We start from the raw sequence: 19,198 nt of genomic DNA, 5'->3' as shown, positions 1-19,198 counted from the left end.
CTCTCAAACAAGCGTTCGAGGGGAACCCCAGCTTGACCGACGTGCTTGCGCCGCTGACCTTCGCCCACGGCCCGGCGATGAAGAACCGCTTCGCGCTGGCGCCGCTCACCAACCTGCAGAGCCATCCCGACGGCGTGCTGTCCGACGAGGAGTTCCGCTGGCTGACGCTGCGGGCCAAGGGCGGCTTCGGCATGACCATGACCTGCGCCGCCCACGTGCAGCGCCAGGGCCAGGGCTTTCCGGGCCAGCTCGGGGTGTTCGGCGAGGAGCACCTGCCCGGCATGACCCGCCTCGCCCAGGCCATCAAGGCCGAGGGCTCGGTCGCGGTCGTGCAGCTGCACCACGCCGGCATTCGCAGCCCGAAGGCGCTGATCGGCCAGGCGCCGGTCGGGCCCTCCGACGACGAGGCGACCGGCGCGCGCGGGCTCTCGACGGCCGAGGTCGAGCAGCTGGTCGAGGACTTCACGGCCGCCGCCCAACGCGCCGAGCGGGCGGGCTTCGACGGCGTCGAGATCCACGGGGCGCACAGCTACATCCTGTGCCAGTTCCTTTCCGAGGGGCTCAACCGGCGCACCGACCGCTATGGCGGTTCGCCCGAGAACCGCAGCCGGGTGATCAAGGAGATCATCGCGGGCATCCGCGAGCGCTGCCGGGCGGACTTCTCGCTGGGCCTGCGCCTGTCGCCGGAGCGCTTCGAGCTGAAGCTGCCGGAGATCGTCGCGCTCGCCGCCGAGGTGATGGCCGAGGGGCGGATCGACTACCTCGACATGAGCCTCTGGGACTACGCCAAGGAGCCGGCCGACGAGGAATTCCAGGGCCGCACGCTGATGAGCTACTTCACCGAGCTCGACCGGGGGAAGGTGCGGCTGGGCTGCGCCGGCAAGATCATGAGCGGGTCCGACGTGCGCGCCTGCCTGGAGCGCGGCATGGATTTCGTGTTCCTGGGCCGCGCCGCGATCCTGCACCACGACTATCCGAAGCTCTACGCCGCCGATCCGGACTTCGAGCCGATCGCCCGGCCGGTCCCGGAGGCGCACCTGCGGGCCGAGGGCCTGTCGGAGAAATTCGTGGGCTACATGCGCTCGTGGAAGGGCTTCGTGGAAGAGCCGGAGAAGCAGGCGGCGGAATAGGCGCGTTGACGCGCTCTCCGTCGCGCCGCACCCTGATCGCCGATCACGCTCACAAGGAGGCCGCCATGGCCGACGACGCCGCCGTCCAGACCCGCGCCAAGTTCCACGCCATGACCGAGGGCACGCTGGAGGACTGGCAGGCGATCGGCCGGGCCAGCGCCGCCCACCGCGGCGAGCACGTCGACCGCATCCTCGCCCACCTGAAGCTGCTGGCGGGCGATCACGGCGGATTCGCCGTCGACCGGCTCGAGCACTCGCTGCAGACCGCCACGCGCGCCCACCGCGACGGTCGCGACGAGGAGTACGTGGTCTGCGCGCTCATCCACGACATCGGCGACATCCTGATGCCGGCCGACCACGCCGAGCTCGGCGCCTGCATCCTGAAGCCCTACGTCTCCGAGGCGAACCACTGGATGCTGGAGAAGCACGGCGTCTTCCAGGGCTACTACTTCTTCCACCACATCGGCCTCGACCGCGACATGCGCGAGCAATACCGCGGCCATCCGCATTTCGAGCACTGCGCGCAGTTCTGCCACCGCTACGACCAGAGCGCCTTCGACCCGGCCTACGAGTCGATGCCGCTGGAGGCCTTCGAGCCGATGCTGAGGCGCGTGATGGCTGCGCCGAAGCGGTCGATCTATCTGCGGGAGACCGCCTAGGCGCATGACTTCGGGCACAAAGCCGTCATCCCAGGCGGTCTGAAGGGCCGATCCGGGACGCGGCGGCCGTGCGCACCGCCCCCGGGTCGCGACTCTTCGCGCCGCCTGGCGACGCTTTGACCCCGATGACGGCTGAAGTCAGCGCGGCGCGCCGCCGGCGCCGACGCCAGTGGTCCCGTAGTCGATGCCTGTGTCCTTCCGCGGGCCCCGTCCGAAGCTGTAGGTGAGGCTGACGAAGACCGCGCGGAGGTTCGCGCGGGTCTCCATGCGGTCGTGCAGCGTGGGCGTGTCGATCACCAGGGTGTCCTTGAGGGAGCCGCGGGCCGAGATCGCGACCGACCAGTCCTTGTTGAACTGGTGGCGATAGCCCGCGAACAAGCCGCTGAACGGCTCGTGAAAGCCCTGCGGGGTGAGCCGCTTGGCGGAAAGGTTGCCGACCAGCTGGAAGGTGTCCTTGGGCGTCGGCCGGTAGGTGAGCGACCCCCGCGCCGACAGCGTCCAGTCGGAGCGCTTGTCCGGGAAGCCGAGGGCCGAGGCGTCGATCTCGTTCCAGAAGGCGTCGCCGCTGACCTGATAGCTCCACTTCGAGCCCAGCCGGCTCGCGGCGACCAGCTCCAGGCCGCCGTTGCGGCTGGAGGACAGGTTCTGCTTGGTGGTCAGGAAGACGCCGCCGCCGATGTCCTGCACGACATCGGTCACGCCCTTCTCGTTCTGCCGCCAGTAAAGGGTGGCGAGATAGTAGCTGAAGCCCTTCTTCAACTGGTAGCCGAGCTCGAATGAGTGGGTGATCTGCGGCTTCAGGTCGGGGTTGCCGGCCGAGAAGGTGAACGGGCTCTGGAAGACGTGGAACGGGTTGTAGTCGGACGGTTGCGGCCGGGCGATCCGCTCCGAATAGCTGGCGGTGAGCTGGCGAGCGTCGTCCAGCTTCCAGGCGAGGTGCAGGGATGGGTACCAGCGGGTGAAGTCGTTGGAGCCGCGGAAGCCGGTGGTGTCGTCGCGCAGGTCGATCCGGGTGTCCTCGAGGCGCAGGCCGCCGAGCACCGTCAGCTTGCCGAACGGGCGCTGGTAGGTGGCGTAGATCCCGTTGATCGCCTGGTCGAACCTGAAGGCGTCGATGAGCGTCGGGTCCGGCGCCTCGGCAGCTTCGGTGAGGCCGGTCTCGCCGAAGTTGTCGAACCTCGAAGCGTCGTATTCCAGCTCGTAGCCGGTCTTCAGCTTGGCGGCGTCGGCGAACGGCCGGGTGTAGTCGACCTTGACGTGGCTCTGGTCGGCGTCGGTGTTGCTGCGCAGGCTTTCCGCGCGGTCCGGCAGGCCGTGGCCCGCCAGGAAGTCGTCGCGGTCGAGCCGGTCGGTGTTGTGCTCCTGGGTGAGGTCGACGACGAGCTCGTGGTCCGGGTCGGAGCCGAACTTGCGCCGCCAGCTGCCGTTGGCGGCCAGGTTGTTGCGCTGCAGCCTGATCTTGCCGTCGCGCGTGAAGCCGATCGGCGCAAGCGTCACCGGCGCCTGGCTGGTGAAGTCGGTGGCGTCGCTCCCGTCGAGGTGGATCACCGTGCCGCGCAGTTCGCCGGAGATGCGGGTCTTGGCGTCCGGGTCGTAGTCGAAGGCGGCGCGGCCGATGAGCACGTCAACCGTCTGGGTGAGCGCCGTGGCCTGGGTGCTGGCCAGGAAGTCGCCGCTCTTCGGATCGAGGCTCGAGCGGTGGTCGGTGATGTCGACCTCTTGCTTCTCATGCGCCCAGGACGCGTCGCCCGACAGGGTCAGCTTCTTGCCCACCTGCGAGAGGTTGAGGTTCATCTGGTACTTGTCGGTTCCGCCCACGGCGGCGCGCAGCGAGCCGGCGCGCCCGAGCTGGCGCGCCTTCTTGGGAATCAGGTTGATGATGCCGCCCGTGCCGTCGGGCCGGAACGCCGCCGAGGGATTGGTCATCACCTCCACGCGCTCGAAGGCGTTGGCCGGGAGGTTCTGCAGAACCGTGCCGCGCGAGGGTCCCTTGAACAGGCTCGAGGGCTTGCCGTCGATCATGATGGTGACGCTGGGATCGCCCCGCAGCGAGACGTTGCCCTGCACGTCCACCTGCACCGAGGGGATGTTGCGCAACGCGTCGGCGATCGAGCCGGTCTGAGCCTGCAGGTCCTTGGTGATGTCGTAGCTGCGCCGGTCGATATCGATCCGCGTGCCGGTCTGGGCCTGACCTTGCACCGTGAGCCCCTCGACGGTCTTGCCGGGGGGCGGCTTGGCCCGGGCCGCAGGTGGCGGCGGGGCGGCCACTTTCGGCGCCTCGGCAGGGAACCCGCCCTTGGCCAGGGTCAGCGGGAGGCTGACGGGCCCCTGCTTCCAGGTTCCGACCCAGGCGCCGCGCGCCGCATCCCACTTGCCCTCAAAGCTGCCGGAGATCTGCGGCAGGCTGAAGGAGAGGCTCCCGCCCGCGGCCTTCACATCGGAGAGGGCGAAACCCCTGGGGCTCTGGTCGATGGAGAAGAACTCGCCGGCGAGCTTGCCGTCCGCGCCGGCGGTCACCTTGACAACCACGCGCAAGATGGCGGTCCCGGCGATCAGCACGCCGTGCCAGGCGCCGGGGGCCTCCTGCGCCTGGGCGAGGCCGGGCGCAGCTGCAGCGGCGGCGAAGGCGAGCGCCGTCGGTAGCAAGCGGTCGAACATGATCTGCGAGCCCCCTGCTCGACTATGCGTCCTGGAAGATCGCCTCGATAGGCATGTCGAAGAGGCGCGCGATGCGAAAGGCGAGCGGCAGGGACGGGTCGTACTTGCCGGTCTCGATGGCGTTGACGCTCTGGCGCGAGACGTCCAGGCGCTGGGCGAGGTCGGCCTGACTCCAATCGCGCTCGGCGCGGAGCACTTTCAGGCGGTTCTTCACCGAAACCTCCACGGCTTGGCGCTCATCGCTTGGTCGCCTTCCACCAGAGATACACGCCGATGAACCCGAGAAGTTGGGCCAGGATCGGCAGGCTGTATCCCAGAGCGAAGGCGTGAAAGACCTGCGTTCCCATGGGGTTGGCGGGGTTCAGCCAGTGCTGCCCGCCCAGGCCCACGAAGGCGTAGACCGGCGCGCTGGCGGCGATCCCGATCAGGCCGCCCCAGTACCAGGCGAACTTCGAGCGTTCGCGGATGTATTCGTCGGCGTGGCGGAACCCCAGCGTCGCGAAGGTGAAGCCCCAGGCGACCGCCGCAACCGCGCTGGCCGTCATCACCACGATGCGCAGAGGATCGCCGGCGGGATGGCCGGGGCCGATCAGATAGTGCGGCGCCACCATGATCGGGATCGCGCCGATGAAGGCGACCCCGCTGTAGGCCCAGAGTCGAAGGTTGTGTCGATCGAGCATAGAACAGTCTCCTTGCCTTATTGACAAGGAAACACGACACAATCCGCTAGTCAAGCACGCCTTACATTTTGTCGGCTTCGCTTGCTATTGGACGCGCTCGACCGTGTAGCCGCGGGCGGCGAGCAGGGCCGGCAGGCCGTCGTCGCCGACCATGTGCAGAGCGCCGACATTGACCAGCTCGACCCTGTCGCCGGTCGCCAGCTCCGCAGTCAGCCGCGCGGCCCAGAGCTCGTTGCGGTGCTTGAGCAGCGCCTCGTAGAGCGCCGGATTCTGGGTTCTCATCTGGCCGACCAGCGCCGGGCCCAGCCGCGCCAGGTCGCCGTCCAGCCAGGCCTGCTCCAAGGGCTCCTGGCGCGCCAGGCTGCGGTGCGGGCGGGCGCGGTCCTTCAACACGTCGGAGAGGTAGCGGACCTCCGCCGGCTCCGGAAGGTCGGCGAACAGGCGCGCCTGGTCTTCCAGGCTCTCGAAGAACTTCACGTGCTTGTCGCCGGCCCGGGCCTCGCGCGTCACCGCGATGTCGGCGCCGGCCTCAACCTTGCCGCCCTGCGCGATCACCGGCTGCATGGAGAGCACCAGCGCCGCCGCCCAGGGCCGCAGGTGGTCGAGGCGCGAAAGGTTGGCGGTGCGGCTCAGCGTGGCGACGTCGGAGGCGGGCAGCTTCTGGCTCAGCGTGCGCTGCGGGTCGACGCCGTAGCGGGCGACCAGGTTCTGGACCGCGAGCGGATCGGCGCCGGCCACGTCGGTCTCGAACCACAGGGTCTGTGCCTTGGCGTAGACGGCGTCGTAGAGCGGGGTGCGCCAGCGGTCGCCGGGCGTCAGCGCGTGCAGGGTGCCGAACAGATAGATCGCGGAATGGGGCGACTTCACCAGCCACATGGCCGGGGCGGCGGCGGCGGCCTGCACGGCGCCGAAGCTGGCGATCAGGACCGCGGCCGCAGACAGCAACGCTTTGAACAAGCTCGGCATTCGGCCACCACTGGGGCCGTCACTCGCCCCACGCTCGAAAGTGCTTGGATAGCTTCAGGCCCTGTCGCTGGTAATGCGACCCTAGGTCGCCATAGAGCCGCGTGGGCCGCTCGGTCAGCGGTTCATAGACCAGCCGGGCCACCGTCTGGCCGTCCTCCAGGATGAACGGCGTCTCGTGGCTGCGCACCTCCAGGACGCCGCGCGAGCCCTTGCCGTGCGCCTCGTCGGTGCCGAAACCCGGATCGAAGAAGCCGGCGTAGTGCACGCGAAACTCGCCCACCGAAGGATCGATCGGCGTCATCTCGGCCGCCTCGTCGACCGGGATCTCCACCGCCTGCTTGGAGGCCAGGATGTAGAACTCGCCGGGATCGAGCAGCAGCTGGCCGTCGCGCGGGATCAAGGGCTCCCAGTAGTGACGCGGATCGTGGCCGTCCTCCTTGTCGAGGTCGACCACCGGCGCGTGGCGGCGGGCGCGGAAGCCGGCGATGCCGTCCGACAGGTCGACGCCGACGCTCTCGACGCGCAGCCGCGGCGGCTGGCCGCGCTTCAGGCGCAGCTGGTTGAGCCGGGTGCCGCGGCGCACGAGCACGGAGAAGGTCTGCGGCGCGATCTCAATGAAGGTCGGGCCGCGGTAGCCCTCGACGACGTCGTCGAAGGCCCCGCCGTCGGAGAGCAGGCGCACGAACACGTCGACCCGGCCGGTGGAGCTCTTCGGGTTGGCCCGCGCCGAGATGCCCGGCGGGAGCGCCAGCCGCTCCTGCAGCTCGGCGATGTAGACGCAGCCCCGCTCCAGCACCGCGCCGGCGACGAGGTCGAGCTCGTGCATGGCCACCTCGCCGATGCGCTCGGCGACCTTGCGCCCCTCGCCCGGCAGAAACGACGCGCGCACCCGCCACACTCGCGCGCCGAGCCGCAGGTCGAGGCTCGCCGGCTGCACCTGGTCGGGCTCGAAGGGGTTGTCGGCCGCGATCGCGCCGGCGGCGATCAGCGCATCGATGGACTGGCAGGGCAGGATGCCCGGGCGCTCAGGCTCGCTCATGGGCGACGCAGCCTTAGCCGAGACGCCGAGTCTTGCAAGGCTTGCTCGCGCGCCCGCGGGAACGCGACGATCGGACCGCGGTCCAGCAGCGCCGGCGGACTCCGCCCCTCGATGCGGCCGCGAGGGCCGGATGCCGCTTGCGGGTGAAGGGTCATCAAGCGTCGCGGAAAACCCTGGCCTTGACGCCGCCTTTCGCCTGCGGTTCCTGCCCGCACGTTCGAAGGGAGGCCCGCCATGGCCGAGGATCCGCGCGATTGGGAGATCGAGACCCGGGCCGTGCGCGGCGGCATCGCCCGTTCGCCATATGGGGAGATCTCCGAGGCCCTGTTCCTGACGCAGGGCTTCGCCTATCCCTCCGCCGAGGCGGCCGACCGGCGGTTCGGCGGCGAGCCGGGCTTCATCTACCAGCGCTTCGGCAACCCGACGACGGCGATGTTCGAGGAGCGGCTGGCGCTGATCGAGGGCGCCGAGATGTGCCGCGCCACGGCCTCCGGCATGGCGGCGGTGCACGCCTCGCTGATCGGGCTGCTTCGGGCCGGCGACCACGTGATCGCCGGGCGCGCGCTGTTCGGCTCCTCGCGCTGGATCCTGACCAACCTGCTGCCGCGGTTCGGCGTCGAGACCACCTATGTGGACGGCCCCGACGTCGACGCCTGGCGCGTCGCGGTCCGGCCGAACACCAAGGTGCTGCTGGTGGAAAGCCCGGCCAATCCGCTGCTCGAGGTCGCGCCGATCGGGGCGGTGGCGGAGATCGCGCGTGCGGCGGGCGCCAAGCTGATCGTCGACAACGTGTTTGCGACGCCGATCTTCCAGAAGCCGCTGGCGCTGGGCGCCGACGTGGTCGTCTATTCGGCCACCAAGCACATCGACGGCCAGGGCCGCGTGCTGGGCGGCGCCATCCTGGGATCCGAGAAGGTGATCCGCGAGGCCTATCGCGACATCCTGCGCCATACCGGCCCGGCAATGTCGCCATTCAATGCCTGGCTGCTGCTGAAAGGACTGGAGACGCTGGAGCTGCGGGTGCTGCGCCAGACGCAGACGGCCGCCAGGATCGCCGACCTGATCGCCGAGCATCCCAAGTCCAAGCGGGTCATCTATCCCGGCCGCAAGGACCATCCGCAGGCGGCGATCATCGCCAACCAGATGACCGGCGGCGGCAACCTGATCGCCTTCGACCTCGGCGACCGCGCCGCCGCTTGGCGGTTCTTGGACACGCTGCAGATCGTCGACATCTCCAACAACCTGGGCGACGCCAAGTCGATCGCGACGCATCCGTCCACCACCACCCACCGCTCCATGCCGGAAGCCGAGCGGCTGGAGATCGGGCTGACCGAGGGCTGGGTGCGGATGAGCGTCGGCCTGGAAGGGGCGAACGATCTTTCGCGCGACGTGAGCCGCGCGCTGGATGCGGCCTGATCTCGCCCTCTCCGGCACAAGCCCGGGGTGACGGGGTTTAGAGGATCGTGAGAAGCTTGCCGCGATGCTGAGCCTGTTCGCCGCCCTCGCGCTCGCCGCCCCGACGCCGGGGCCGAGCCTGCAGCCGCAGCCGCCCGCCCCGGTCGAGATCCCGGCTCCGGCCAGCCTCGACCGCGAGGCCGTGCTCGCCTGGACGCAGGCCTATGTGCAGGGCGAGATGTGGACGCTGCTCGCCTACGACCGCGAGGGCGTCAAGCTCACCGCCCCCGGCGGCGTGCGCAGGACCCCGGACGGCCTCGCGGAAGCCGATGTCCGCACCGAGCTTTTCCGGCCGATCCGGGTCAGCGCCGGGCTGGCGCGCTCAGGTCTGGCGCGCTGGGCGGTGGACTGCATGGCGCGTCGCCTCGCGGTCACCCGCATGACCATCTTCACCGGCAACAACCTCGAGGGCGAGATCGCCACCCGGGTGACCGACGAGCGGACCTGGCAGGATCCGGTCGGCGCCGAGGCCGAGGCGATCCAGGCGGTCTGCAAGGCGGTCGGGAAGTAGTTGCTCCCCTCAGGGGGAGCTGTCGTGGAGCGACCGAGGGTGTGCCGCTTGTTTGCGGAGGAAACCCCTCCGGCCCCCTGGGCCACCTCCCCCTTCGGAGGAGGAATCAGGCCGCCTCGTCGAGACTGGTGGGCTCGACCGCGTAGACCCGGCTGCAGTACTCGCAGGTGACGCGGATCTTGCCGTCGGCCTCGACCATGTCGACACGGTCCTCCGGCGGGAAGGACTTCAGCACGTTCTCGATGCGATGCTGGCTGCAGCGGCAGAAGGCGCGCAGCGGCTTGGACCCGAAGACGCGGACGCCGTCCTCGTGGAAGAGCCGCCAGAGCAGGGTGTCGGAGGCCAGCCGCGGATCGATCAGTTCGTCCTCGCCGAGCGTCTCGAACAGCGCCTGGGTGCGGATCCAGGCCTCCTGCGTCGAGCCGCGCGCATCGTCGGCGGCGATGTGCTGGATCAGGACCCCGCCAGCCCGCCAGCGGACGCCCTCGCCCTCGTCGGCCTGGCCGACCGCCAGGCGGATACGGGTGGGCGTCTGCTCGGACTGGGCGAAGTACTGCTCGGCGCAGAGCGCCAGCGTCTCCCCCTCGATCGGGGTGACGCCCTGGTAGCGGTCCATGTCCGGGCCCTGGTCGACGGTCATGGCGAACACGCCTTCGCCGAGCAGCGAGCGGGCGCCGGGCCGCTGGAAACCTTGTGCGGCCTGCTCCACGGCCGCCCCGTCATAGCGGCAGTAGCCGCGCAGGCCGCCGGAGGTGTCGTAGTCGGCGACCACGAAGCGAACCGGTCCGGAGCCCTGGGCCTGCAGGATGAGCCGGCCGTCGAACTTCAGGTTCGACCCCACCAGGGCGGCGAGCGCGCAGGCCTCGCCCAGCAGATTGGCGACGCTCTCGGGATAGTCGTGGCCGGTCAGGATCTCATCGATCGCCGGCCCCAGGCGCGCCAGCCGGCCGCGGACCGGCTCGCCCTCGATCTGGAAGGCGCCGACCAGGTCATCGGGAAGGGAGGAAGGCATCCGGCCGCATATAGGGTGGGGTTGGCGGGATTCGAGGCTCGCCTGTGTCGCACGCCTGGCGGAAGGCGCCGCAAAGCCGCAGGCCTCAACCGCCGGCATTTGGCCGCCTGGCCGGCGCGCGCTATAGGACGGCGAACCCAGGGGACCGCACATGGCCAAGCTGCAAGCCTTCGGATTGAGCCGCATCGCCGCCTTGGCCGCGATCGCCGGGCTGGCGATCTACCGGCTGGCGCCGCACCTGCCGAACCTCACGCCGGTGGGCGCCATGTTCGTGCTGGGCGGGCTCTATCTGGGAACCGGCTGGGCCTGGATCGCGGCGCCCTTCGCAGGCCTGTTCGTCTCCGACGTGATCCTGAACCTGGCCTACGATGGCCACCCGATCCACGCCGGCCGGGTGTTCGACTATCTCGCCTTCGCCGTCGTGGCGGCGATCGCCCGCGTCCTGGCGGAGCGCCCGCTCGGCTGGAAGCTGGGGGCGGTGGCCGCGGCGCCGGTGATCTTCTTCCTGATCAGCAACTTCGGCGTCTGGCTGTCGGGGGGCGCGCTCCTGAACGCGCCGCCTTACCCGAAGACGCTCGAGGGGCTGTCGGAATGCTACGCCGCCGCCTTGCCCTTCTTCCGCGGCACCCTGATCGGCGACTGGCTGTTCGGAGCGCTCGGCCTGGGAGTCCTGGAGGTCATGAGGCGCCGCGAAGTCCGGGCGGCGGCGGTCGCGGCCTAGATTTCCCTCCCCACGGGGGGATGGGTCAGATCTATCCCGAAGCACCAGGCGAGGATGGACTTCTGGGCGTGGATGCGGTTCTCCGCCTCGTCCCAGACGACGCTCTGCGGGCCGTCGATCACCTCGTCGGTCACCTCCTCGCCGCGGTGGGCCGGCAGGCAATGCAGGAAGATGGCGCGCGGGTCGGCGAGCTCCATCAACTCCTCGTCGACCTGATAGGGCTCCAGCGCCTCCAGCCGCTCGTCGTGGTCGGTGTCGCCCATCGAGACCCAGGTGTCGGTAATCACCGCGTGGGCGCCCGCCACCGCCTCGCGCGGATCGTGGGTGGTCGCGACCATCCCCTGCTGCTCGGCCGCCCGGGCGAGATCGACCAGGTCCGGATGGTAGACCGCAGGGCTGGCGATGTTCAGGCGATAGCCGAGCTTCGGCGCGGCGTGGATGAAGCTCGCGCACATGTTGTTGCCGTCGCCGACCCAGGCCAGCGTCTTGCCGGCCACCGGACCGCAGTGCTCCTCGATGGTCAGCAGGTCGGCCATCAGCTGGCAGGGGTGGCCCTTGTCCGAAAGGCCGTTGATCACCGGCACGGCGGCGTTCATCGCCAGCCGCTCCAGGTCCTCGTGGATGTTGGCGCGGACCATGATGGCGTCGACCATGCGCGAGAGCACGCGGGCGGTGTCCTCGATCGGCTCGCCGCGGCCGAGCTGCATGTCCGAGGCGTTGGAGATGATCACGCTGCCGCCCAGCTGGCGCATGGCCGCATCGAACGAGAACCGCGTGCGGGTGGAGTGCTTCTCGAAGATCATCGCCAGCGTCCGGTGCTCGGCCGGCTTGTCGGCGTCGGGACGGCCCATCGGCCAGCCGTCGCGGGCGGCCTTGCGGGCCCTGGCGTCATCCAGGATCGCGCGCAGGTCCGCCGCCTCCAGCTTCCAGAGGTCGACGAAGTGTCTTGGCGATTGCGTCAAATCGGATTCCCCACCGGCGAAGAATCTAGGCCGCGGCCCTGGCCTTGCTTCGGGCGGTTTCGCAGGCGCGCTCGAACCGCTCGACGGCTTCGCGGGCCTCCTCGAGGGTGAGCACCAGCGGCGGCAGCAGGCGCACGCAGTTGTCGCCGCCGCCGGCGATCAACAGGTGCTGGTCGCGCGCGTGCTGCATGAACTCGCGGTTCGGCGTGGCGAGCTTGATGCCGATCAGGAGGCCCTTGCCGCGCACGTCGACCACGACATCGGGGTAGCGGTCCCTCAGCCCGGAGAGCTGCTGGGTGAAATAGCCCGCCACCTCGCGCACATGCGCCAGGAGCTCGGGCTTCACCAGCTCCTCCACCGAGGCGATCCCCACCGCCATGGCCAGCGGATTGCCGCCGTAGGTCGAGCCGTGCGAGCCGGGCGTCATGCCGTTGGCGGCGTGCGCCGTCGCCAGGCACGCCCCGACGGGGAAGCCGCCGCCGAGCGCCTTGGCGATCGCCATGATGTCGGGATCGGCCGCGCCCTCCAGCCACTCGTAGGCGAAGAGCGTCCCGGTGCGTCCGAGGCCACACTGGATCTCGTCGTAGATCAGGAGCGTGCCGGTCTCGTCGCAGAGCTGGCGGATGGCTTTCAGCGTCGCATCGGGCCAGGCGCGGGCGCCGCCCTCGCCCTGCACGGGCTCCAGGATGATGGCGGCCGTGGTCTCGACCACCGCCGCGCGGATGGCGTCCAGGTCGCCGAACGGCAGCTGCAGGAATCCCGGCATGCGCGGGCCGAAGCCCTCCAGGTAGCTGGGGTTGCCGGAGGCGTTCACCGCCGCCAGCGTGCGGCCATGGAAAGACCCGTCGAAGCCGATGATGTCGATGCGCTCGGGATTCCCGTTCGCCCAGTGGTGCTTGCGCGCGGTCTTGATGGCGCACTCGATCGCCTCGGCGCCGGAATTGCCGAAGAACACCACGTCGGCGAAGGTCGCCTCGGTCAGCATCTTCGCCAGCCGCTCCTGGCCGGGGATCGTGAAGATGTTGGAGACGTGCCAGAGCTTCTCGGCCTGCGCCTCGAGCGCCCTGACCAGCTTGGGATTGGCGTGGCCGAGCGCATTGACCGCGATGCCGGCCAGGCAGTCGAGATAGGCCTCGCCTTCGGCCGTATAGAGGCGCACGCCCTCGCCTCGCTCGAACGCCAGCGGGGCGCGCTGATAGACGCCCATGATGTGGTCGCTGGGAACGGGCGCAGGCGTCGCTTGCGCAGTCTTCTCGGTCACCGAAGGAGCCCTCCAGAACGGCAGCGTCCCCGCCGCGCAGGCGCCGGGGACTGGAAGGCATGGGCTTTTCGGCTCGGAGAGGGGGATTGTCAATCTTCCCTCCCTTCAGGGGAGGGTGGACCGAGCGAGCTCGGGCCGGGTGGGCGAGTCAGGATCAGGCTGTGAGGTGGGAGATTTGGCCCACCCATCCCCACCCTGGCCGCTTTGCGACCTGTCCCTCAAGGGAGGTCAGGTCTTGATCTTGTAGCCGGTCTGGAACATCCGGAAGCAGACGAAGCCGGTGAAGGCGATCAGGCCCAGGGTCATCGCCACGCCCGCGGTGAGCGAGCCCTCGTGGCGGCCGATGAAGCCGTAGCGGAAGCCGTCGATCAGATAGAACACCGGGTTGTACTTGGAGAAGCTGCGGAACGGCTCGGGCAGCCGCTCGATCAGGTAGAAGGTCCCGGACAGGAAGGTCATCGGCATGATGACGAAGTTGGTGACCGCGGCCATGTGGTCGAACTTCTCGGCCCACAGCCCGGCCATGATGCCGACGAAGCCCATGATCAGCGCCGCGCCGAGGCCGAAGAAGGCGATCGCCCAGGGCGCCGCCATCGGCAGCCGCGCGAACGGAATGACGGCGACGGCGGCGACCCCGCCCACGAAGACGCCGCGCGTCGCCGCGCCCAGGCCGAAGCCGATCAGGTGCTCCAGGGGCGTCAGCGGCGGGGTCATGAAGTCACCCATCAGGCCGTTGAACTTGGCCTGCAGCAGCGATGACGAGGAGTTGGCGAAAGCGTTGGAGAGCACCTGCATCATGATCAGGCCCGGCGCCACGAACGAGCCGTAGGCGACGCCGTTCACGGCGCGGCCGCCGCCCACCGCCACCACGAACACCAGCATGTAGAGCAGCGCCGTCACCACCGGGGCGGCCAGCGTCTGCATGCCGACCTTCCAGAACCGCCGCACCTCGCGGAGATAGAGGGTCTGCAGGCCCACCCAGTTGACGCCCTCGTAGCTGCGCGGCTGCGGCGGCAGAACGACTTCGTCAGCGACGGCCATGTCCTTCATGGCGCCCATGTGCGCCTGCTCGCCCCGGCTCGCAACCCCGGCCCTAGCTGCGGCGGGAGGACGCAAGATGTAGTTCCTGTGGACGAATGCCGTGGCGCCTATTGTGTCCCTTAAGGAGTTGTTTACCACTGATAGTGGTTGGTGGGCGCTGAGAGAGCTGGGCGCCACAAGATGTAGAGTCCCGGAGACCGTGGGGGTGAGCCGGGGCCCGTCGGGGAGGCGAGCATGGGCTGGACGGACGAGCGGGTCGAGCTTTTGAAGAGGCTTTGGCAGGAGGGCCTCTCGGCCAGCCAGATCGCCAAGCAGCTGGGCGGCGTCACCCGCAACGCGGTGATCGGCAAGGTGCACCGGCTGGGGCTGTCGGGCCGGGCGACGCCCTCGAAGCCCGCCCGCACGGTGTTCAAGGCCCCGAGGCCCGCCCGCCCGGTTTCGGCGCCGTCCCTGCCCCGCCGCCTCGCCGAGCCTGCGGCGCACGCGATGCAGCCGGCGCCGGTTCGTTACGTCGACGAGCCGCCCGGCACCGCCACCGTCCTGACGCTGGGCGCCCACATGTGCAAGTGGCCGATCGGCGATCCCGCCCTGGAGAGCTTCACCTTCTGCGGGCGGCGGACCGACGAAGGCCCCTACTGCCACGAGCACGCCCAGGTCGCCTACCAGCCGGCGCAGGCCAAGAAGAAGACCTCCGCCGCCGAGCTCGCCCGCTCGCTCCGCCGCTACCTCTAGGCGGCGCGATCGGCCCATACGATCCGTTGGGGATGGGGGCGCGTCCGTGAGCTTCGGCTCCGGGCGCGCCCTTTCCGTCTGGAGCCCCCGTGCGCCGCCTGCGCCATCCCGGTTTTCGCGTCAGCGAAAGGCCGGGACCCTCAGCGCCGGACGGAACCCCCGCCGGCGCCGCCGCCCATCGCGTTGGGAATCGGCCCCGGGAGGGCTTACCTTTCGGCCATGACCGAGGTCGCGCCCGAGTCGATCGCCGAGGACGGCAACGCCCGCCCCTACTCCGTCTCGGAGCTGGCGTTCGCCCTGAGGCGGACGCTGGAGGACGCCTACGGCTTCGTCCGCCTGCGCGGCGAGATCTCCAAGGTCACCCACCACGCCAACGGCCACATCTACCTGACGCTGAAGGATGAGCGGGCGGCGATCGACGGGGTGGTCTGGAAGACGCAGGTGCGGGCGCTCTCCATCCGGCCCGAGCGGGGGCTGGAGGTTGTGGTCACCGGCAAGATCACCGCCTATCCGGCCGGCTCGCGCTACCAGATCGTCATCGAGACCATGGAGGCGGCGGGCGTCGGCGCGCTGCTGGCCCAGCTCGAGCGGCTGAAGGCCAGGCTGGCGGCCGAAGGCCTGTTCGAGGTCGCGAAGAGGCGTCCCCTGCCCTCGATGCCGGCGGTCGTCGGCGTGATCACCTCCCCCACCGGCGCGGTGATCCGCGACATCCTGCATCGCATCCGCGACCGCTGGCCGTGCCGGGTGGTGGTCTGGCCGGTGGTGGTGCAGGGGGATCAGGCGGCGGCCCAGGTCTGCGCCGCGATCCACGGCTTCTGCGCGCTGGGCGCCGGCGGCGACGTTCCGCGGCCCGAGGTGCTGATCGTCGCGCGCGGCGGCGGCTCGGTGGAAGACCTGTGGCCGTTCAATGACGAAGCGCTCGCCCGCGCCGTCGCCGCCTGCACGATCCCGCTGATCAGCGCCGTCGGCCACGAGACCGACACCACCCTGATCGACTTCGTCTCCGACCGGCGGGCGCCGACGCCGACCGCGGCGGCCGAGATGGCGACGCCGGTGCTGGCGGAGCTCCGCGCCGCGGTCGGCGATCTCGGCGGGCGCATGCACCGCTGCGGCGGACGCGTGGTGGCCGACCGCCGCGCGCGGGTGGCGCATGCGGAGCGGGCGCTGGCCCGCGTGCCCGACCTGGTGCGGCTGGCCGAGCAGCGGTTCGACATCGTCTCGGGCCGCCTGGGCGCCGCCCTCGCCCGCAACGCCGCGGCGCACGAGCGTGACCTGGTGCGGATCGCCGCCCGGCTGTCGCCGATGCTGCTGCAGCGCCCGCAGGCCGTGCAGCGCCAGCGCCTGGAGAGCCTGTCGGCGCGCCTGGCGCCTGCGGCGGAGCGGGGGCTGGAGCGGGCCGCCGAGCGGCTGGCCGCGCTCGGCAAGCTCTATGCGAGCGTCGATCCGGAGCGGCCGCTGCAGCGCGGGTTCGCGCGGGTGACGCGCCGCGACGGCTCGATCGTCCGCGCCGGAGCCTCGCTGGCCGGCGGCGAGCCGGTGGCGATCAAGTTCGGCGACCAGGTCACCCGCCAGGCGGTGATCGACGGCGCGGCCGACGCTCCGCCGGCCAAGCCTGCGAAATCCAAGCCGAAGGCCGCGACCTCGGCGCAAGGCGACCTGTTCTGAGGGCGAATTGGGGATTAGATAGTCCGCCATGAACGCCCACGACCGCGACTTCGCCGCCCAGGACCTGGCGGTGCTGCACTACGGGGACGGCGAATTCGCCATCCTGAAGCCGGGCCGCTACGTGCTCTGTGCGGTGAGCGGGGCGAAGGTCCCGATTGAACAGCTCCGCTACTGGAGCGTGCCCCTGCAGGAAGCCTATGCAGGCCCCGCCGAGGCGCTGAAGCGCTGGCGCGAGACGCAGGCCTAACGCGGGGTCTTGTACACCTCGTTCGGCCAGCGCTTGTGGACCCAGAACCATTCCGCGGGCCGTTCGCGGATGCGCGCCTCCATGAAGGCGTTGACGCGCCGCACGCCCGCCTCGATATCGGCCTCGCGATCGCCGGTATCCGCGAGCTCGATGGGATCGTGGACGACAACCCGGAAGCGGGCCCTGTGCGTGCGCTGCACCGACATCGGCTGCAGCGGGACGCCGAAGCGCAGCGCATAGGTCGTGGGGCCCTGGGCGGTGTGCGCGGTGCGGCCGAAGAGGGGCGCGGCGATTCCGCCGTTGTACTTCTGGTCGTTCATCAGCGCGACGCTTTCGCCCCGAGCCATGGCCCGCATCAGCTCGCGCGCGCTCGCCAGGCCCTTCGGTGCGAACCGCCGCACGCCATAGCGGTAGCGAGCCTTGCGGATGCTTTCGTCGAAATAGGGGTTGTTGGTCGCGCGGTAGGTCACCTGGCAAGGGACGCCGGCATGCACGATGGCCCAGGCCATCGCCTCGAAATTGGAGAAGTGGCCCGAGATGAACACGACGGGTTTGCCGCTGGCCGCTATGCCCGCGAGACGCTGCTCGCCCACGACCTCCACGCGGCCGGGCTCGGCGGTGATCCGGTCGAGGAGGGGATACTCCACGATGGTCCGGCCGATCTCCTGCCACTGGGCCCTGAGCAGGCGGGCGATCTCGGCGTCCGAGCTCTCGGGGAAGGCGATCCTCAGGTTGGTTTCCGCGACCTGGTTCAGGCTGGTCAGCGGCCCGATCATCGGACCCAGCCAGGCGCCGAAGTCCGACACCCGATCGACCGGGAACAGGCGCAGGACGGCGGTCAGGCCGTCGTAGGCCGCCGCCTGCAGCCGCCAGGCGAGGTCTTGCAGGAACGAGGGGCGGGTGTGCGCCATGCAATTTAGTAGGCAGGCTCGGCGACGCTCGGCAACGCCACGTTGGCGCGCGACTTGAAGCGGACCGGGCCAGGCGTCCCGCAACGGGACGATCCGGGGGCGTTTTCGGGAAGCCGAGTATGGCTGACGACATCGATATGCATCTGGGACGGCGTCTCAGGCGCCGGCGCCGCCTGCTGGGGCTGACCCAGCAGGAGCTGGCCCGCGCCTGCGGCGTGCGCTTCCAGCAGATCCAGAAGTACGAGTGCGCCGCCAACCGCATGTCGGCCGCGCGTCTGTGGCAACTCGCCGAGGCGCTGGAAGTGCCGGTCGCCTACTTCTTCGAGGGGCTGAGCGAACTCCGCGCCAAGTCGCGGCTGCGCGAGGAAGGCGGCGAGGTGTTCGCCCGCAAGGAGACGCGCGACCTCGTGCGCGCCTACTACCAGCTCGGCGAGCGCCCGCGCCGCCGGCTGCTCGACCTGGCCAAGTCCCTGCACGGCGGCGAGGCCGAAGGCTGAGCGGCCGCCTGGGCGTCCATGGCTCCCGGATGAGACCGTTGATTGAGCCGGCGTCGCCGAAGCTCTAAACCGCCGCCCATGGCGCTCTCGCAAGATCGCACCGAGGAGCTTGATGCCTTCCTGGTGGAGCTGAACCGCGCGGCGGCGGACGCCATCCTGCCGCTGTTCCGAGGCGACCACGGCGTGGTCCACAAGGGCGGCCGTTGGGCGTTCGATCCGGTGACCGAGGCCGACAAGGGCGCCGAGCGGGCGATCCGTGAGCGGGTGGCCGAGCGCTATCCGACGCACGGCTTCATCGGCGAGGAATACGGCGAGGACCGGCCCGATGCGGAATTCGTCTGGGTGCTGGATCCGGTCGACGGCACGCGCGCCTTCATCGCCGGCCTGCCGCTGTGGTGCACCCTGATCGGGCTGAGGCATGAGGGCCGGCCCGTGCTGGGCTCGATCGGCCAGCCCTACCTCGGCGAGCTCTTCATCGGCCATGCCGGCGGCGCCCGGCTGATGAGCCGCGGCCGGAGCCGACCGCTGAAGGTGAGGCCCTGCCCGAATCTCACCGACGCGATCATCGCCACCACCGATCCGGAAATGTGCTTCTCGGGCGCCGAGCTCGGCGCCTGGAGCCAGGTGCGGGCGGCGGCGAAGCTCGCGCGGCTCGGCTGCGACGCCTACGCCTACGCGATGGTGGCGGCCGGGACCCTGGATCTGGTGCTGGAGGCGGGACTCGCGGCCTGGGACATCGAGGCGGCGATCCCGGTCCTGGAAGGCGCCGGCGGCCTGGTCACCGACTGGCGCGGGGAAGACCTCGGCGGGCGACCGGCCGCACGCGACGCCAAATGGCGCGGCCAGGTGGCGATCGCCGGCGATCGCGCCTGCCTGGAGGAGGCGTTGGTCGCGCTGCGCAGAGCCGCGGCCTAGGCCAGCCGCGCCTCAGGCCTTCGGCGTGCGCTTCGCCGGCGCCTTCCTGGCCGCGGGCTTCCGCTTCGCCGGGGCCTTCCTGGCCGCAGCCTTCTTGGCCGCAGGCGCCTTCTTCGCCGCCGCCGGCTTGGCCGCG

General features: G+C 70.3%; 20 protein-coding genes. 10 read left to right on the top strand and 10 right to left on the bottom strand.

Annotated features, from left to right (window positions below):
- Positions 1-41 precede the first annotated feature (41 nt).
- Both Q0W60_RS08835 and Q0W60_RS08830 read left to right on the top strand, forming a co-directional pair.
- Positions 42-1,130, top strand: coding sequence for an NADH:flavin oxidoreductase (locus Q0W60_RS08835; RefSeq protein ID WP_297694696.1), 1,089 nt, complete (start codon positions 42-44; stop codon positions 1,128-1,130).
- Positions 1,131-1,195: 65 nt separating this feature from the next.
- A complete protein-coding gene (locus tag Q0W60_RS08830) occupies positions 1,196-1,789 on the top strand; it encodes an HD domain-containing protein (RefSeq protein ID WP_297694641.1) in 594 nt (197 codons plus the stop codon).
- Between the two features lie 138 nt (positions 1,790-1,927).
- On the opposite strand, the gene Q0W60_RS08825 is transcribed toward Q0W60_RS08830, so the two are convergent.
- From Q0W60_RS08825 to Q0W60_RS08805, 5 genes are all read right to left on the bottom strand, one after another.
- On the bottom strand, positions 1,928-4,447 hold the full coding sequence (locus tag Q0W60_RS08825) for an outer membrane beta-barrel family protein (RefSeq protein ID WP_297694639.1): 2,520 nt from the start codon (positions 4,445-4,447) through the stop codon (positions 1,928-1,930).
- A 22-nt stretch (positions 4,448-4,469) separates the two neighbouring features.
- Positions 4,470-4,661 carry a helix-turn-helix transcriptional regulator gene (locus tag Q0W60_RS08820; RefSeq protein ID WP_297694694.1) on the bottom strand — a complete coding sequence of 64 codons (192 nt, stop codon included), beginning with the start codon at positions 4,659-4,661 and terminating at the stop codon, positions 4,470-4,472.
- Between the two features lie 22 nt (positions 4,662-4,683).
- Positions 4,684-5,127 (bottom strand): hypothetical protein, encoded by a 444-nt coding sequence (locus Q0W60_RS08815; RefSeq protein ID WP_297694637.1) that lies wholly within the window; start codon positions 5,125-5,127, stop codon positions 4,684-4,686.
- Positions 5,128-5,211: 84 nt separating this feature from the next.
- Complete coding sequence (locus tag Q0W60_RS08810; protein WP_297694635.1) at positions 5,212-6,093, bottom strand: TraB/GumN family protein; 882 nt, start codon at positions 6,091-6,093, stop codon at positions 5,212-5,214.
- A gap of 19 nt (positions 6,094-6,112) precedes the next feature.
- A complete protein-coding gene (locus Q0W60_RS08805; RefSeq protein ID WP_297694633.1) occupies positions 6,113-7,132 on the bottom strand; it encodes a 2'-deoxycytidine 5'-triphosphate deaminase in 1,020 nt (339 codons plus the stop codon).
- 234 nt (positions 7,133-7,366) lie between these two features.
- On the opposite strand from Q0W60_RS08805, the gene metZ reads away from it, so the two are divergent.
- Positions 7,367-8,548, top strand: coding sequence for an O-succinylhomoserine sulfhydrylase (gene metZ, locus Q0W60_RS08800; protein WP_297694631.1), 1,182 nt, complete (start codon positions 7,367-7,369; stop codon positions 8,546-8,548).
- 64 nt (positions 8,549-8,612) lie between these two features.
- On the top strand, positions 8,613-9,098 hold the full coding sequence (locus Q0W60_RS08795) for a surface-adhesin E family protein (RefSeq protein ID WP_297694629.1): 486 nt from the start codon (positions 8,613-8,615) through the stop codon (positions 9,096-9,098).
- Positions 9,099-9,204: 106 nt separating this feature from the next.
- On the opposite strand, the gene Q0W60_RS08790 is transcribed toward Q0W60_RS08795, so the two are convergent.
- Positions 9,205-10,110 carry an Hsp33 family molecular chaperone gene (locus Q0W60_RS08790; protein ID WP_297694627.1) on the bottom strand — a complete coding sequence of 302 codons (906 nt, stop codon included), beginning with the start codon at positions 10,108-10,110 and terminating at the stop codon, positions 9,205-9,207.
- 151 nt (positions 10,111-10,261) lie between these two features.
- Here Q0W60_RS08790 and Q0W60_RS08785 point away from each other — a divergent pair, with 151 nt between their 5' ends.
- Positions 10,262-10,831 (top strand): DUF6580 family putative transport protein, encoded by a 570-nt coding sequence (locus tag Q0W60_RS08785; RefSeq protein WP_297694625.1) that lies wholly within the window; start codon positions 10,262-10,264, stop codon positions 10,829-10,831.
- Here the strand turns inward: Q0W60_RS08785 and argF are convergent.
- From argF to Q0W60_RS08770, 3 genes are all read right to left on the bottom strand, one after another.
- Positions 10,828-11,793, bottom strand: a complete 966-nt coding sequence (gene argF, locus Q0W60_RS08780) for an ornithine carbamoyltransferase (protein ID WP_297694623.1) — start codon at positions 11,791-11,793, stop codon at positions 10,828-10,830. The two genes, Q0W60_RS08785 and argF, sit on opposite strands and share 4 nt — an antisense overlap.
- 25 nt (positions 11,794-11,818) lie before the next feature.
- Positions 11,819-13,000, bottom strand: a complete 1,182-nt coding sequence (locus tag Q0W60_RS08775) for an aspartate aminotransferase family protein (protein WP_297694692.1) — start codon at positions 12,998-13,000, stop codon at positions 11,819-11,821.
- A gap of 282 nt (positions 13,001-13,282) precedes the next feature.
- Positions 13,283-14,104: an ABC transporter permease gene (locus Q0W60_RS08770; protein ID WP_297694690.1), complete on the bottom strand. Its 822-nt coding sequence runs from the start codon at positions 14,102-14,104 to the stop codon at positions 13,283-13,285.
- Positions 14,105-14,329: 225 nt separating this feature from the next.
- Between Q0W60_RS08770 and Q0W60_RS08765 the strand changes: the two genes are divergently transcribed.
- The 3 genes from Q0W60_RS08765 to Q0W60_RS08755 all read left to right on the top strand — a co-directional run bounded on the left by Q0W60_RS08765 (position 14,330) and on the right by Q0W60_RS08755 (position 16,739).
- On the top strand, positions 14,330-14,827 hold the full coding sequence (locus Q0W60_RS08765) for a GcrA family cell cycle regulator (RefSeq protein WP_297694621.1): 498 nt from the start codon (positions 14,330-14,332) through the stop codon (positions 14,825-14,827).
- A gap of 219 nt (positions 14,828-15,046) precedes the next feature.
- The gene (gene xseA / locus Q0W60_RS08760; RefSeq protein WP_297694619.1) at positions 15,047-16,492 is read left to right on the top strand and encodes an exodeoxyribonuclease VII large subunit; all 1,446 of its coding nucleotides are present in this window, start codon (positions 15,047-15,049) and stop codon (positions 16,490-16,492) included.
- A gap of 28 nt (positions 16,493-16,520) precedes the next feature.
- Positions 16,521-16,739 carry a DUF2093 domain-containing protein gene (locus tag Q0W60_RS08755; RefSeq protein WP_297694617.1) on the top strand — a complete coding sequence of 73 codons (219 nt, stop codon included), beginning with the start codon at positions 16,521-16,523 and terminating at the stop codon, positions 16,737-16,739.
- On the opposite strand, the gene Q0W60_RS08750 is transcribed toward Q0W60_RS08755, so the two are convergent.
- Complete coding sequence (locus Q0W60_RS08750; RefSeq protein ID WP_297694615.1) at positions 16,736-17,650, bottom strand: lysophospholipid acyltransferase family protein; 915 nt, start codon at positions 17,648-17,650, stop codon at positions 16,736-16,738. The two genes, Q0W60_RS08755 and Q0W60_RS08750, sit on opposite strands and share 4 nt — an antisense overlap.
- Before the next feature lie 119 nt (positions 17,651-17,769).
- On the opposite strand from Q0W60_RS08750, the gene Q0W60_RS08745 reads away from it, so the two are divergent.
- Both Q0W60_RS08745 and hisN read left to right on the top strand, forming a co-directional pair.
- A complete protein-coding gene (locus Q0W60_RS08745; protein WP_297694613.1) occupies positions 17,770-18,147 on the top strand; it encodes a helix-turn-helix transcriptional regulator in 378 nt (125 codons plus the stop codon).
- Positions 18,148-18,225: 78 nt separating this feature from the next.
- Positions 18,226-19,062 (top strand): histidinol-phosphatase, encoded by an 837-nt coding sequence (gene hisN, locus Q0W60_RS08740; protein WP_297694611.1) that lies wholly within the window; start codon positions 18,226-18,228, stop codon positions 19,060-19,062.
- Positions 19,063-19,198 lie beyond the last annotated feature (136 nt).

Origin of the sequence: Phenylobacterium sp. (assembly GCF_025934275.1) — a bacterium.
Classification (GTDB): Bacteria; Pseudomonadota; Alphaproteobacteria; order Caulobacterales; family Caulobacteraceae; genus Phenylobacterium.
Note: the sequence above shows the minus strand (reverse complement) of the source record. Positions and strands in the feature narration are given on the sequence as shown.